Genomic DNA, 14,454 nt, shown 5'->3' on the forward strand with positions numbered 1-14,454 from the left:
GTTGGCCAACTGAATGGCTCGACCCCCGCCGGGCCCTCGACATCCGCAGCTGCGATCGCGGCCGCCAATCATTGAGGAGAGAACGCGATGACTATCTTGGCACCCGCGTATCAGCAGGACACCGCCACAGATCCGCGTGACCCGCTGGGCAGACTCCAGCGCTTCTTCGATCCAGGAACCATTCTTCCCCTCCATCCGCGCGACAAGTCCGGCGTGCTGGCGGCGATCGGTGAGGTCGACGGTGTACGCACCGTGGCCTACTGCTCGGATGCCACCGTCATGGGTGGCGCGATGGGTGTCGAGGGCTGCAAGCACATCGTCGACGCGATCGACACCGCCATCGACTCCGGCATTCCGGTGGTCGGGCTGTGGCATTCCGGTGGTGCCCGGCTGGCCGAGGGTGTCGAGGCCCTGCACGCGGTCGGCCTGGTGTTCGAGGCCATGGTCCGCGCCTCCGGTCAGGTGCCGCAGATCTCGGTGGTGCTCGGTTTCGCCGCCGGCGGCGCCGCCTACGGTCCGGCGCTGACCGACATCGTCATCATGGCGCCGGAGGGCCGGGTCTTCGTGACCGGCCCGGACGTGGTGCGCAGTGTCACCGGTGAGCAGGTCGACATGGCCACCCTCGGCGGCCCGGAGACCCACGGCAAGAAGTCCGGCGTCACCCACATCGTGGCCGACGACGAGGCCGACGCCATGCACCGCGCACGCCGGCTGGTGTCGATGTTCGCCGAGCAGGGCGAATTCGATATGGTCGCCGCCGAGCACGGCAATGTGGATCTCAAGGCGATGCTGCCGGAGTCGGCCAAGCGCGCCTACGACGTCAAGCCGCTGGTGCACGAGCTGCTCGACAATGTCGACGGCGAGTCCAGCTTCGAGGAATTGCAGGGCGGCTACGCACGCTCGATGGTGACCGGTCTCGGTCGTCTGGGTGGGCGCACCGTTGGCGTGCTGGCCAACAACCCGCTGCGGCTGGGTGGGTGCCTGAACTCCGAGAGCGCCGAGAAGGCGGCCCGGTTCGTCCGGCTGTGCGACGCGTTCGGCATCCCGCTGGTCGTCATCACCGACGTCCCCGGTTACCTGCCCGGCGTCAGCCAGGAGTGGGAAGGCGTGGTGCGGCGCGGCGCGAAGCTGCTGCACGCGTTCGCCGAGGCCCGGGTCCCGCGCGTCACGCTGGTCACCCGCAAGATCTACGGCGGCGCCTACATCGCGATGAATGCCCGTTCGCTGGGCGCGACCGCGGTGTACGCCTGGCCGGGCTCCGAGGTGGCCGTGATGGGTGCCAAGGCCGCGGTCGGCATCCTGCACAAGAAGGCGCTGGCCGCCGCCCCCGAGGAAGAGCGTGAGGCGCTGCACGAACGGCTCACCGCCGAACACGAGGCCATCGCGGGCGGCGTCGAGCGCGCCCTCGCCATCGGGGTGGTGGACGAGGTGATCGACCCGGCCAAGACCCGCAGCGTCATCGCGGCGGCGCTGGCCGCGGCGCCGGCGCGCGCGAGCCATCACAAGAACATTCCGCTGTGATCGGCTGAGAACGGCAGACGACGAACAGGCCCCGGAGCGTTCCGGGGCCTGTTCGCGTTGTGCGGGAAGAGTATTCGAGGCCCGGCGCGGGCTCGGTGGACTCGCTTCCAGCGCGGTGCGCTAGCTGCTCGGGCGGACCCCGACCATGGGCAGCAGGGTGCGGCGGGAGAACTCGCGGGCGGCGTCTTCGTCGTCGAGCGGGATGAGCCCGTCGGGGGTCAGCGCGAGCGACTGCGCCAGGCGGGCCATGATTTCGGCGACCAGGTCGGCGTCGAAATCGGCGGCGGCCTCGGCGTCGCGCAGTTCGCGCAGCTTGCCGGCCAGGTAGGTGCGGCCGACGGCGAGCACCGGGCCCGCCTCCGTGGTGAGCCGGGGCAGGATCAACTCCGGTTCCGTGCGCAAGAGCCTGCGCAGCAGTTCATTGCCCGCGATGGCGGCGATGAAGGCGACGAAGATCTCCACCAGCTGGTTCTCGGTGCCCTCGACGGTGCGCACCCTGGCGTCGATATCGGCGACGAACCGTTGCGCCTCACGCACACTCACCGCCTCGACCAGATCGTTCTTCGATTCGAAACGACGGTAGAGGGTGGCGGGGCTGATGCCGGCGCGGCGGGCGATCTCGCCCATGCTGGTGCGCTTGATCCCGAAATCCAGGAACGCCGACAGCGCGCTTTCCAGCAGCGCTTCGCTGTCGGCGGCCGGCTTGTCGAGGATGCGCTGCAAGATGGGCGGGACGGTCGGCATCGAGTCTCCACGGGGACGGCGCACGGCATCACGGCCGTCGCGGCGGTGCTTCGTTGCCGCAATTATGCGCCGGTGCTCGACGCCGGGTCGCTCAGTGCCGCGGCAGGTCGAATTCGGCCATTTCCTTTTCGATCGCGTTGGCCGCGAAATCCACCCCACTGGAACGTAATTCGTGCACGCGCCGCTGGAGCGCCTCGATACCGCCTGGCTGGGCCGCGATATCGGCCACACTGATCCGCCCCTTAGGCCGGTGCATACTGGACTGCTTGTACGCCACGGACTTACCTCCTGCTCGCCAGCGCGCCACACCCTGGGTCTCGCCGGAACACCATGACCGAACCGATGATCGGTGGGGTCGGTGGGGGAGCCCGATCTGGGCGGGCGCACTGCCAAAAATGCTAGCAGCGGATCCTACTGGACGCTTGATCGGTGTGGCACGTATCACAGCACCTTCGCGTTGCGATGTGTGCCGCTGTGGTGCAAGTAGGCGAGCGCATTCAGGCGAATGCCATTCTGCTGATCTTCGGTGAGTTCACGGCGTACCTTGCCGGGGACGCCGGCGACCAGAGAACCCGGCGGGATCTGCGCGCCCTCGGGGATCAGCGCATTGGCCGCAATCAGGCTGCCCGCCCCGATGACCGCACCGTTGAGAACGGTGGCGCCCATGCCGATCAACACATCGTCTTCCACGGTGCAGCCGTGCAGGATCGCGTTGTGTCCCACCGAGACTCCGGTGCCGACGACGACCGGGAAGCCGGGATCGGTGTGCACCGCGCAGCCGTCCTGGATATTGCTGCGCGCTCCGATGGTGATCTGTTCGCCGTCGCCGCGCAGCACGGCGTTGTACCAGATGCTCGCTTCGGCCCCGATGTGCACTTTGCCGATCAGGGTGGCGTTGACCGCGATGAAGGCGGTCTCGTCGACCTCGGGGGCGATCCCGTCGATTTCAATCCTCATGCCGAGCAACTTAGCGGGTCGATAGCGGATGCCCGCGGCCGCAGCGGGGCCCGATGGTGTTGTTCGGGGTCGGCCGGCAGTGGAGGCGGGGCCGTCCCCATCTGGACGACATGATCAGAATCGGCGCGAGCGGACACCGGGTTGCCAGCAGGTTGCGACACCCGTGCGGGGTTCATGGCACGCGGGCAGCATCTGGGCCACGATGGCTGTATGAGGATCGGTGTGCCGGGGGAGGTCAAGGAGCAGGAGTTCCGGGTGGCCCTGACGCCTGCGGGCGCCGCGGACCTCGTCGGGCGCGGGCACGAGGTATCGGTGCAGGCCGGGGCGGGTGTGGGGTCGGGATTTCCCGATGCCGACTACGTCGCGGCCGGGGCTCGGATGGTGCCCGACGCCGACGCGGTATGGGCGTCGGCGGAGCTGGTGTTGAAGGTGAAGGAACCGATCGCGCAGGAGTATCACCGGCTGCGCGACGGGCAGGTGCTGTTCACCTACCTGCATCTGGCGGCCTCGCGCGAATGTACCGACGCGATCCTGCGCTCGGGGACCACCGCGATCGCTTACGAGACGGTGCGCGCACCTGATGGCACTCTGCCGTTGCTTGCGCCCATGAGCGAGGTCGCGGGCAAGCTGGCCACTCAGGTCGGCGCCTACCACCTCATGGCGCCGCTGGGCGGTGCGGGCGTGTTGCTGGGTGGTGTGCCGGGGGTGCGGCCGGCCGATGTGGTGGTGCTCGGCGGGGGTGTCGCGGGCACCAATGCGGCGACGGTCGCGGCCGGAATGGGGGCGCGGGTCAGCGTTCTCGACACCAACCTGAACCGGCTGCGCGCACTGGACGACCGGTTCGGTGGACGGCTCACCACCATCGCCTCCAATGCCGCCGAAGTCGAACGGGCCGTGCTCGCCGCCGATCTGGTGATCGGCTCGGTGCTGGTGCCGGGGGCGCGGGCGCCGAAACTGGTCTCGCGCGAGCTGGTCGCGGGCATGCGGCCCGGCTCGGTCCTGGTCGACGTCGCCATCGACCAGGGCGGCTGCTTCGCCGGTTCACATCCCACCACGCACGCGAATCCCACCTTCCGCGTGGCGAATTCGCTCTACTACTGCGTGGCGAATATGCCGGGCGCGGTCCCGCACACCGCGACCGTCGCCCTCACCAACGCCACGCTGCCTTACGTCCGGGCTATCGCCGCCGATGGCTGGCAGGCGGCCTGCGCTGCCGATCCGGGGCTCGCCCATGGGCTCACTGCGGACGCTGGGCGGTTGTTGTCACCGGAAGTGGCGGCGGCGCATGGGTATTCGACGGTTCGCCGAGTGGGGCTCGCTGGTTGATGTGCTGTGCCGCCGTCGGCTCAGGTCGGTCGCCCGGCGAGCGCCGCAAGGCGGCTCGGCGTAGCCGGTAACGCCCGGACTACAGCCGGTGCGGCTGCTCACCGCTGCCGCGCACCGGCATCACAGGTGTTGCGACTGCCTCTGCTCGGCGGCCCTTCCGAGGCGGTCTCAGTCCGTCGCTACCGGACCATCTTCTTGCGAATCGTTCAGGAACCACGGTTCGCCCGAGTCGGGGATGTCGTGCAGCTTGTCCGGGTTGCGGACGACGTCGATCGCGGTGATGCGGCCGGCGTCGACGGTGAAGGAGAAGACACCGGTGTGCGTGCCGTCGAAGACCACCAGGCCCGGGCGGCCGTTGACCAGCACCTTGCGGCCCCACGAGCGCGCCGACGGCGAGCTGTACCAGCCGAGCAGAAGTTTGGCGATGAGTTCGGCGCCGGTGACGGGCTTGCGCACGGCGGGCACCTTGCCGCCGCCGTCGGCGGTCAGGGTGACGCCGGTGTCGAGCACGCCGAGCAGGGCGCTCATATCGCCGGACCGCCACGCGAGGGCGAACGCCGACACCACTTTCTCGTGCTCGTCCGGCGAGGCCGGGAAGCGCGGGGTGCCGTCTTCGACGCGTTTGCGGGCGCGGGAGGCGAGTTGACGCACCGCGGCGGGGGTCCGGCCGACCACCTCGGCGACCTCGGGTCCGGACATGCCGAACACATCCTGGAGGACGAAGGCGGTGCGTTCGGCCGGAGACAGCGATTCGAGCACCACCAGCAGCGCCATCGTCACGCGTTCGTCCTGGCTGACCTTGTCGGCCGGATCGTCCCAGTCCACCACGGTCGGCTCGGGCAGCCATTCGCCGACGTACTGCTCGCGCCGCACCCGCGCCGAACCCAGGTAGTCCAGTGCCAGCCGGCCGGTCACCGTGCTCAGCCAGGCTCGCAGATTCTCGATCTCGCCGACGTCACCGGATTCGTGCTGGCGCTGCAACCGCAGCCACGCCTCCTGCACCACATCCTCGGCGTCGGTGATACTGCCGAGCGTGCTGTAGGCGAGCCTGCGCAGGTAGGGCCGGTGTTCCTCGAACCGCCGGGCCAGCTCGGCCTGATCGATGCGCTCGCCGCGGTTGTCGATACTCACTGCGCTTCCGTCCTCGTCTGCGGCCCGGGTGCCGGGCGGTTCGGTTCCTGTCGTCGAGGTGACGACGCGGGCCGGTCGAGTGTGACATCCGCCCGGCAGGGATGGGCCTACAGCGTTTTCTGGTGCGCGATTTCTTCCGCAGACCGCGATCTCGGGAGCCGCACCGGTGGGAGCCCGAATGTGGGGTGCAGCGGCATCTGTGGGGTCGGACCTCAGCCGACAGCGCCCAGGCACTGTGCGGGGCGCCGGGTCCGCATGGTCCGCGCCACCGGTACGAGTGGTTGTTCGACAGTGCCTCGTAATCCTCGTCGCGAGGATTGCTGCCGTCTTCGCCCACGATCAGATCCCGGATCGGGATCACGCCCGGCGCCGACCCGGGGACGGTGGATATCCGGCCGCGGTGACCTGGTGGATCGGTCACAGTCCGCGCTGGTTAGGGTCGCGGGGTGGGTAGGGCTGGGTCGAGGGCGGCGGGGTTGCTGCTGGGGTTCGCGCTGGACCGGGTGTTCGGCGACCCACGCCGCTGGCATCCGGTGGCCGGGTTCGGTTCGGCGGCACTGGCGGTGGAATCGGTGACCTACGCGGATCGGCGGGCCGCCGGGGTGGTGCATGAGGCGGTGCTCGTCGGCGCGGTGACCGGCGCGGGGGTGGTACTGGCGCGTGGGGGAGTCGTCACGACGGCGCTGGCGACGTGGACGGTGCTCGGCGGACGCAGCCTGGCGCGGACCGGGCGGCAGATGGCCGAACTGCTCGAATCCGGCGATATCGCGGGCGCGCGGGCGCTGCTGCCGTCACTGTGCGGGCGTGACCCGGAAGCGCTCGACGCCGACGGACTCGCCCGCGCGGCCCTGGAATCCATCGCGGAGAACACCTCCGACGCGACCGTCGCGCCGTTGTTCTGGGGCGCCGTGGCCGGGGTTCCCGGGCTGCTCGGCTACCGCGCGATCAACACCCTCGACGCGATGATCGGCTACCGCAACGACCGCTATCACCGCTTCGGCTGGGCTGCCGCCCGCACCGACGACGTCGCCAACCTTGCGCCCGCCCGGCTCACCGGCCTGCTCACCGTGGCGCTCGCACCGCTGATCGGCGGGCGACCCGCGCGCTCCTGGCGGGCGTGGCGCCGCGACGCCGCCGACCACCCCAGTCCGAACGCGGGCGTGGTCGAAGCGTCCATGGCGGGCGCGCTCGGTGTCCGTCTCGGCGGGACCACCCACTACCGGCACGGCATCGAGCAGCGGCCCGTCCTCGGTGACGGTCCGGCGCCCAGCGTGCCCGATCTGCGTCGCGCGGTGCGGATGTCGGAAGCGGTGCAGCTCGCCGCGGTGGTCGTACTCGCCGGTGTGTCGGTGATCCGCCTGCGTCGCTGAACCTCCGAACCTTCGGGTCGTCCATGATCTCCGGAGACTCCGCCTTCCCCTGCGGCTCCGCGCTGCGGGCGAGGGCGCCAGCGCGGCGCATGCTGCCTCCGCCTCGCGGTCAGCTGCCGCCAGGGGTGTCGCCGGGCGGCATGGCGGTCGCCGCCTGTGCTGCGACGGCGGGCGCGGGTCGGCCGGACGTCGGCAGTGCTGGTGCGGAGGCGAGACGCCTGGTTGTTGTGCAGGCTCCGCCGGTGGGGTGCGACGGTGCGTGGTGAGTGCGCCTGGACACCGACGGTCAGGGGGCGAAGGCGCGAAGAGTGAGCTCGACAAGGGAGTCGGCGTATTCCGGGGTCAGCGGCCCTGTTCGGAGCAACCAGCGCTGGAACAGCGGGGCGTAGAGGACTTCCAGGACCAGGTCGAGGTCGGCGTCGGCGGCGAGCTGGCCGGCGTCCTGGGCGCTGCGCAGGCGCGCCTTCTTGGCCTCGTCGACGGGGCGGGCCAGCTTGTCGCGGTACAGCTCGGCCAGGTTCGGGTCGTTGATGATCTCGGTATTGAGCGCCCGGATCGGTTTCTCGAAGGCCGGGTCGGCGAATTCGGCGACGGTCGCGCGCATCACCTGCCGTAGGTCGGCGCGCAGGTCGCCGGTGTCGGGAAGGGTCATCTCGTGATCGCTTCCTTCGCTGAGCGCGAGGAAGGAATCGAAGATCACCGCGCCCTTGGACGGCCACCACCGGTAGATCGTCTGCTTGCCGACGCCCGCGCGCGCGGCGATGGCCTCGATGGAGGTCTTCGCGTAGCCGACCTCGTCGATGAGCGCGCGGGTGGCGGCCAGGATCGCCTGCCGGGAGCGTTCGCTGCGCCGGGAATTCTTCTCCGAATCTGGCATGTGCCCAGGTTAGCACCGAGACGGAACGGTCCGTCTTGACAATCTGGATCGCGTCGTGCACGCTTATCGAGACGAGACGGACCGTCTCGAATGGAAGGAGGGCGATATGACGACCGCCAAAGTGTGGTTCATTACCGGTGCTTCACGAGGCCTGGGCAGGGCATTCGCCGAGGCGGCCCTCGCTGCAGGGGACCGGGTGGTGGCCGCGGCCCGCAATATCGAACCGCTCGACGATCTGGTCGAGAAGTACCCGGGCGATCTGGTGCCGCTCTCGCTCGACGTCTCCGATCGCGCCGCGGTCTTCGATGGAGTGGAGCGCGCTGTGGCCGCCTTCGGCCGGCTCGATGTCGTGGTCAACAATGCCGGCGGCATGCTCTACGGGATGGTGGAGGAGGCCACCGAGGAGCAGATCCGCGCCCACCTGGACGTGAACTTCTTCGGCGCGATCTGGGTATCGCAGGCCGTGGTCCCGCATCTGCGCGCCCAGGGCGGCGGCCGGATCCTGCAGATCACCTCGATGGGCAGCGTGGGCGGCTTCGCCTCCGTCGGCTTCTACGGCGCGGGCAAGGTCGCGCTGGATTCGGTCAGCGCCGCGCTGGCGATGGAGGTCGAGCAGTTCGGCATCAAGGTCACCATCGTCGAGATGGGCGGCTACTCGACCGGCCTGTTCACCGCCGGGATCACCGCCACCGAGCCCGCACCGCAGTACGAATCCCTGCGGGCGGAACTGGCCGAGATGTGGGGCGAGGACGCCGGACCGGAGCCGAGCACCGCCGCACCGGTCATCCTGGTACTGGCGAACCTCGCCGAGCCGCCACGACGGATCATCGTGGGCGGCAAGTCCTTCGACCAGGTGCTGGAGCTGGACGCGGCCAGGGTCGATGGGTACCGCGAGTGGGAGCACCTCAGCCGGATGGCGCCGGGCTGAGCCGGCCTCGCCTACTTGCGGGTGCGCCCGTAACGGTCGGCGAGTCGTGCTTCGTTGGACACCTTGGCGGGTGCGGGCTCGGCTCGGGCCGGCTCGTCGCCCGCGGCGGAGCGGTCGGACTCGTCGGCGGGCGGCCCGGCCGCCACGACCTCTGACGGCGCCGAGGCGTTCGCCGCGCGCTCCTTGCGACGTTCCCGGAGCTCGGCCCACATGAAGTACCCGAGGCCCAGCGGCGCCATGATGCCGAAGGCCAGCCATTGCAGTCCGTAGGACAGGTAGGGGCCTGCGTCGAGCTGGGGGAGCGGGGTGGGGGTGAAGGCGCCGGGCTGGTTCTCGGTCAGTTGCAGGTAGCCGCCGCGCTCGCCGGTCGGCAGCGCGGTGATCGGCAATTGCAGTACCTCGGCGGCCTGGCCGGTGTCGATCGAATAGACCTGGCGGTAGCCGTCCTGCACGGTCGGCAGCTTGTCCGCGCTCACACCTTCCGAATGCCGGATCCGGGCTTCGATGCGCTGGGTTCCGGTCGGCGGCTGCTCGACCTGCGGCGGGCGCGAGCCCTCGACCGCGCCCACCAGGCCACGATCGACCAGCAGGATGCGTCCGTCGGTCAGCCGGAACGCGGCGAGGACGGAGTAACCGGGCGCGCCGTCGAGATGGCGCAACCGCACCAGTGCCGTCGAATCCGGGACGTAGCTGCCCTCGGCGATGACCCGACGCCATTCGGTGGCGTCACCGTCGAACACCGTCGTGACATCGACTGCCTCGGCGTCCACCGACTCGGCGATGAGCTGATTGCGCTCGGAGGTGTCGGTGTTCTTCCCGAGCTGCCACGGCGCGAGCACGGTGAAACACAGGTAGGCGAACGCGGCGACCAGCACGGCAAGGATCAGCCAGCTGGGTCGCAGCAGGAACGCCAACCGGCGCATCAGCGTCCTCCGTCGGCAATCGGTTCCGGGGCGGCGGCCAGCGCCAGGCGCACCCAGTCGAGCAGGCCGGGGACGGCGGCTTCGATCTGATCGCGGACCAGTTCGAAGCCCGAGTCGGGGCCGTAGTAGGGGTCGGGGACGTCGAGGCCGTCGGCGTCGGGATCGAAACTGCGCAGCAGCCTGCGCCGCTCGGACGGGACGCCGAGCTGGGCGAGTTCGCGGTCGTGGCCGGAGTCCATGGCGATGACCAGATCGGCGTCGCGGTGACCGTCACCGAAGACGGCGGCGACGTGACCGGTCGGGTAGCCGTGCCTGCGCAGGGTCGCGTTGGTGCGTGGGTCGGCGTCGGCGCCGACGTGCCAGGCCGTGGTGCCCGCGCTGCTGACCCGGACGCGATTGGCCAGCCCCGCCCGGTACAGGTGCGAGGCGAGGATCTTCTCCGCCATCGGGGAGCGGCAGATGTTGCCCGTACACACGAAGACGAGCTCGAGCGGCATCGACATCACCGATCACCGTGGGGAGCGCACACCATGTAGAACACGCAAACCAAGGTACCGACCTGCTGGATCGATCAAACGACCGAGTCGGCAATCTCGGCCGGTGGGGTGTGCGATCCGGCCCGTAGGGTGTGAAGACGTGTCCGCCGACCGCATCGACCTCGCCGCCCTGCGCCACCACGGCGACGTGGATGCCCGCCCCGGGCTGCTCGACTTCGCGGTGAACGTGCAGGGCAGCGCCCCGCCGGACTGGTTGCGTGCCCGTCTGGCCGCCCGCCTCGACGACCTCGGCCGCTACCCGAGTGCCGAGGACGAGCGCGTGGCTCGCGCCGCTGTCGCCGCCCGTCACGGACGCGCCCCCGAGGAGGTCCTGCTGCTGGCCGGCGCCGCCGAAGGGTTCGCGATGCTGCCCCGGCTGGCGCCACGGCTGGCGGCGGTCGTGCATCCGTCGTTCACCGAACCGGAGCTGGCCTTGCGCGAGGCCGGCGTCACGGTGACGCGGGTGGTGCTGGCGCCGCCCTACGCGCTGGATCCGGGGCAGGTGCCCGAGGACGCCGACCTCGTCGTGCTCGGCAATCCCACCAACCCCACCTCGGTGCTGCACCCCGCCGACACCCTCCGCGCCCTGCGCCGCCCGGGCCGCGTCATCGTCGTCGACGAGGCCTTCGCCGACGCCGTCCCGGGTGAGCCCGAATCGCTGGCCGCCGAATCCCTGCCCGACGTCCTGGTCCTGCGCAGTCTCACCAAGACCTGGGCGCTGGCCGGGCTGCGGTGTGGATATGTCCTCGGTGCGCCCGATCTGCTGGCCCGCCTTGCGCACGGTCGTCCACATTGGCCGTTGGGGACGTTGCAGCTGGAAGCGATCGCCGCGACCGCCGAACCGCACGCACTCGCCGAGACTCGCGCGCAGGCCGAGCAGATCGCGCACCACCGCACGGCGATGGCCGACCGGCTGGCCGCCCTCGGCATCGACGTCCACACCCCGGCGTTCGGTCCCTTCCTGCTCATCCGGGTGCGCGATGGTGTGCTGCTTCGTAAACATCTGGCCGACAACGGGATAGCGGTACGTCGTGCGGATACCTTTCCCGGGCTGGACGCCGACCACCTGCGCTTGGCCGTTCGCGCGGCACCCGAGGTCGATCGACTGATCGCGGCGATTCGGGACGCGACGGCGCGCGCTGATCGTGTCCGGCGTCGATGGTGAGTCGGATATCGGCGGCAACCCGGACTCGGCGGCCGCTGTCCAGCGAGGGCGAGCTGGATATCCGCGGGCGGGCAGCGGGCGGCCGGGACTCGGCCGTTCTGCGGCGGCGAGGTGGATCTCGGCGGATTGCGGCGATCTGGCAGTGGGGCTCGGTGCTGCCTGACAGGACTATGTTTCGCCCACCTCTGAGCGACAACTCGGGCATCGTTGCCCAGAGGTGGGAAATTTGTCGCTCAGAGGTGGGCGGCGACATCCCCTCGGTGGGAACATGCCGGGCCCGTCATCGTCCGGCGCTCCCATTACCTGCTGCGCGAGGCCGAGGAACGGCCGGTGGCTGCCGCACAGGTTCGGCCGCCGCGAAGCGGACCATCGGCGGGCGCACGTGCGGGGCTGCCGCTGCGGTGGGCCGGCCCCGGGGGAAGATGGCTGTGATCGAGTCGGACGATGGAGGTTGAGCGGTGACGACGCTGGCGGAACTCATCGAGGTGCTGGATGCGGCCTATCCGCCGAAGCTGGCCGAATCGTGGGATTCGGTGGGGCTGGTGTGCGGCGATCCGGGCGAGGCGGTGCGGCGGGTGGTCTTCGCTGTCGACGCCACGGCGGCCGTCGTCGACGAGGCGATCGAGTGGGGTGCGCAGGCGCTCGTGGTGCATCATCCGCTGTTGCTGCGGGGTGTGGATACCGTCGCCGCCGACACGGCGAAAGGCGCACTGCTGCATCGGCTGATCCGTTCGGGCTGTGCGTTGTTCAGTGCGCACACCAATGCCGATTCGGCCGACCCGGGGGTGTCCGACGCGCTCGCCGAAGCGCTCGGGCTCACCGTCACCGGGCCGCTCGATCCGCAACCGGCTGCCGTCGTGGACAAGTGGGTGGTTCAGGTGCCGCGCACCGAGACCGATCGGGTGCTGGCGGCGCTGTTCGCTGCCGGTGCCGGGGGCAGCGGCAAGTATCGGGAGGCGGCCTGGAAGGTGGCGGGGATCGGCCAGTTCCGGCCGATGGACGGCGCCGAACCGGCCATCGGCACCATCGGTGAGATCGAGTACGTCGACGAGGACCGCATCGAACTCGTCGCTCCACCGGCCGCGCGCAGCGCCGTCCTCACCGCGCTGCGCGCCGCCCACCCCTATGAGGAGCCGGCGTTCCACGTCACCGAACGCGCGGCCCTGCCCGGCAGTCTGGGAATCGGCCGCATCGGCACGCTGCCCGAGCCGGAAACCTTGCGCGCCTTCACCGCCCGTGCCGCGGCCGCGCTGCCGAAGACCACGTGGGGTGTGCGTGCGGCCGGTGACCCGGAGCGGCTCATCCAGACCGTCGCGGTGTGCGGCGGCGCGGGCGACTCGTATTTGGATACTGTCACTCGCCGCAAGGTCGACGCCTACCTCACCTCCGACCTGCGACACCATCCCGCCGACGAACACCTGCGCCGCCATGGGCCCGCGTTGATCGACGCCGCGCACTGGGCTACCGAGTTCCCGTGGTGTGGGCAAGCTGAATCCGTTGTACGAGCAGGGCTTCCGGACCTCGAGACGCGGGTATCGACCTTGCGCACGGACCCGTGGACGGTGTCGGCTTCGTAAGGGAGACGGCGCCTCCGCTGGTATCCATCGCTGAGGGCATGTGCGTCTGGTCCATCGCACGGGCCGACTATCCGAAGCACACCACTCCACGGGCGCGATCCATGTCCACCCGCGCTCCCCGCATCGGAATGCCCTCGCGGGCAAGCAATTCCGGCGCGGTACCGCCATGGCAGGTGGCTGGTGTGCCGTCCGCATGGACGACCCGCCACCACGGCACACCGTCATCGAGCAGGCTCATCGCCCGCCCGACCTGTCGCGGGTGGACGCCGATCGACCGGCCGATATCGCCGTAGGACGCGACCGTTCCGGGGGCGATGGCCAGGACCGCCTCGCGCACGTCATCGACGATGCTCATCGCCACTTCAGGTCCGCCCGTGCCGCCGCTCGTAGGCTTCCCGCTCGGCCGCACCCTTCTGCCGCTCGCGCACATCCGCCAGCGCCGGATCGAGCCCGTGCTTGGCCAGCCGGTGCCGCCGGTACACATACATCAACGCGACCGTGAAGTAGATCAGCGGCAAATACAGCAGCGCCATCATCGCCAGCCCCATCCACAGCGGCCCGGGGATGAGCAGGAACAGGCACAACGGCACTATGATCGGCACCAAGATGCGCGTCAGGTAGCGGCGTGCGGCCCCCGGCCCGGTGAGATCGTCGATCACCCACTCGGTCATCGACGCGGGCAGCGTGGCGCCGCAGATGTACCGCATCCGCTGCGGGAAGCTCGGGGTTGCCGGGGCGCTGGTCACCCACCGAGCGTATCCCCAGGTCGGTGCGCGGTGTCAGGGGTGCAGCGTGGGGCGGTAGGTGAGTTCTTGGATATTGCCGTCGAGGGTGCGGGATTCGATCAGTTCGAGGTCGAAGTCGGCGGCGCCGGCGAACAGCGGGTCGTCGCCGGTGCGGCCGGTGATCACGGGAAAGATCGTCACCTGGAGACGGTCGACGAGGCCCGCGGCCATCGGGGCACGGTTCATCGACAGGCTGCCGTGTGAGCGCAGCGGCACGTCGGATTCCTTCTTGAGCCGCGCTACGACGTCGACCGCGTCACCGCTGACGACCGTCGCGTCGGGCCAATCGAGCGGTTCGGTCAGCGTGTTCGACACCACGGTCGCCGGCAGGTTCCACATCCGGGTGACCCACGGGTCGCCGATCTCTTCGGTGCCGGAGGCCAGGAGCTCGGTGAAGGTGCGGTAGGTGTTGGCTCCGAACACCATTCGCTGTTCCGTGGCGTACAGGGAGAGGCGGTGGTCGAGCAGTTCGGGCCCCTGTTTGCCCCAGTAACCACCCCAATCACCGCCATTGACGCCGCCGTAGCCGTCCAGGCTGGAAAAGACATCGAAGGTGTAGGTGGCGGCCATGGGGTTCTCCTCGGGTCGAGTTGATCGGTCTATGGATGCAGACG

16 protein-coding genes are annotated in these 14,454 nt (G+C 69.9%); 6 read left to right on the top strand and 10 right to left on the bottom strand.

What is annotated here, in order from left to right; translation table 11 throughout:
• Positions 1-87: 87 nt before the first annotated feature.
• The gene (locus FEK34_RS04005) at positions 88-1,521 is read left to right on the top strand and encodes an acyl-CoA carboxylase subunit beta (protein WP_138446507.1); all 1,434 of its coding nucleotides are present in this window, start codon (positions 88-90) and stop codon (positions 1,519-1,521) included.
• Between the two features lie 120 nt (positions 1,522-1,641).
• Here the strand turns inward: FEK34_RS04005 and FEK34_RS04010 are convergent, their stop codons facing one another.
• The 3 genes from FEK34_RS04010 to FEK34_RS04020 form a co-directional block, all read right to left on the bottom strand.
• Positions 1,642-2,265: a TetR/AcrR family transcriptional regulator gene (locus FEK34_RS04010; protein ID WP_138446508.1), complete on the bottom strand. Its 624-nt coding sequence runs from the start codon at positions 2,263-2,265 to the stop codon at positions 1,642-1,644.
• Between the two features lie 91 nt (positions 2,266-2,356).
• Positions 2,357-2,542, bottom strand: a complete 186-nt coding sequence (locus tag FEK34_RS04015) for a hypothetical protein (protein ID WP_130915656.1) — start codon at positions 2,540-2,542, stop codon at positions 2,357-2,359.
• Between the two features lie 164 nt (positions 2,543-2,706).
• Entirely contained in the window at positions 2,707-3,222 is a 516-nt protein-coding gene (locus FEK34_RS04020) for a gamma carbonic anhydrase family protein (protein ID WP_138446509.1), read from the bottom strand.
• 210 nt (positions 3,223-3,432) lie between these two features.
• Here FEK34_RS04020 and ald point away from each other — a divergent pair, with 210 nt between their 5' ends.
• On the top strand, positions 3,433-4,548 hold the full coding sequence (ald, locus tag FEK34_RS04025) for an alanine dehydrogenase (protein ID WP_138446510.1): 1,116 nt from the start codon (positions 3,433-3,435) through the stop codon (positions 4,546-4,548).
• A gap of 168 nt (positions 4,549-4,716) precedes the next feature.
• Here ald and sigJ read toward each other — a convergent pair whose 3' ends face one another.
• Complete coding sequence (gene sigJ, locus FEK34_RS04030; RefSeq protein WP_171048039.1) at positions 4,717-5,679, bottom strand: RNA polymerase sigma factor SigJ; 963 nt, start codon at positions 5,677-5,679, stop codon at positions 4,717-4,719.
• A 446-nt stretch (positions 5,680-6,125) separates the two neighbouring features.
• Here sigJ and FEK34_RS04040 point away from each other — a divergent pair, with 446 nt between their 5' ends.
• Positions 6,126-7,049, top strand: coding sequence for a cobalamin biosynthesis protein (locus tag FEK34_RS04040; protein WP_138446511.1), 924 nt, complete (start codon positions 6,126-6,128; stop codon positions 7,047-7,049).
• A gap of 286 nt (positions 7,050-7,335) precedes the next feature.
• Here the strand turns inward: FEK34_RS04040 and FEK34_RS04045 are convergent, their stop codons facing one another.
• Positions 7,336-7,926: a TetR/AcrR family transcriptional regulator gene (locus FEK34_RS04045; protein ID WP_138446512.1), complete on the bottom strand. Its 591-nt coding sequence runs from the start codon at positions 7,924-7,926 to the stop codon at positions 7,336-7,338.
• Between the two features lie 106 nt (positions 7,927-8,032).
• Here FEK34_RS04045 and FEK34_RS04050 point away from each other — a divergent pair, with 106 nt between their 5' ends.
• The gene (locus FEK34_RS04050) at positions 8,033-8,854 is read left to right on the top strand and encodes an SDR family NAD(P)-dependent oxidoreductase (protein WP_138446513.1); all 822 of its coding nucleotides are present in this window, start codon (positions 8,033-8,035) and stop codon (positions 8,852-8,854) included.
• Between the two features lie 11 nt (positions 8,855-8,865).
• Here FEK34_RS04050 and FEK34_RS04055 read toward each other — a convergent pair whose 3' ends face one another.
• Complete coding sequence (locus FEK34_RS04055; RefSeq protein WP_138446514.1) at positions 8,866-9,777, bottom strand: SURF1 family cytochrome oxidase biogenesis protein; 912 nt, start codon at positions 9,775-9,777, stop codon at positions 8,866-8,868.
• Entirely contained in the window at positions 9,777-10,280 is a 504-nt protein-coding gene (locus tag FEK34_RS04060) for a low molecular weight protein-tyrosine-phosphatase (RefSeq protein ID WP_171048040.1), read from the bottom strand. The genes FEK34_RS04055 and FEK34_RS04060 overlap by 1 nt, the downstream gene beginning before the upstream one ends.
• A 133-nt stretch (positions 10,281-10,413) precedes the next feature.
• On the opposite strand from FEK34_RS04060, the gene cobC reads away from it, so the two are divergent.
• Positions 10,414-11,478, top strand: a complete 1,065-nt coding sequence (cobC, locus tag FEK34_RS04065; RefSeq protein ID WP_138446516.1) for an Rv2231c family pyridoxal phosphate-dependent protein CobC — start codon at positions 10,414-10,416, stop codon at positions 11,476-11,478.
• A gap of 458 nt (positions 11,479-11,936) precedes the next feature.
• The gene (locus FEK34_RS04070) at positions 11,937-13,055 is read left to right on the top strand and encodes a Nif3-like dinuclear metal center hexameric protein (protein WP_138446517.1); all 1,119 of its coding nucleotides are present in this window, start codon (positions 11,937-11,939) and stop codon (positions 13,053-13,055) included.
• A 67-nt stretch (positions 13,056-13,122) separates the two neighbouring features.
• On the opposite strand, the gene FEK34_RS04075 is transcribed toward FEK34_RS04070, so the two are convergent.
• Genes FEK34_RS04075 through FEK34_RS04085 form a run of 3 tightly spaced genes read right to left on the bottom strand, consistent with a single transcriptional unit; the run spans position 13,123 to position 14,410 of the window.
• On the bottom strand, positions 13,123-13,410 hold the full coding sequence (locus FEK34_RS04075; RefSeq protein ID WP_138446518.1) for an MGMT family protein: 288 nt from the start codon (positions 13,408-13,410) through the stop codon (positions 13,123-13,125).
• Between the two features lie 7 nt (positions 13,411-13,417).
• A complete protein-coding gene (locus FEK34_RS04080; RefSeq protein ID WP_283206581.1) occupies positions 13,418-13,801 on the bottom strand; it encodes a DUF5313 family protein in 384 nt (127 codons plus the stop codon).
• A gap of 33 nt (positions 13,802-13,834) precedes the next feature.
• Positions 13,835-14,410, bottom strand: a complete 576-nt coding sequence (locus FEK34_RS04085; protein WP_138446519.1) for a dihydrofolate reductase family protein — start codon at positions 14,408-14,410, stop codon at positions 13,835-13,837.
• Between the last annotated feature and the right edge of the window lie 44 nt (positions 14,411-14,454).

Origin of the sequence: Nocardia cyriacigeorgica, from assembly GCF_005863245.1 — a bacterium.
GTDB lineage: Bacteria > Actinomycetota > Actinomycetes > Mycobacteriales > Mycobacteriaceae > Nocardia > Nocardia cyriacigeorgica_C.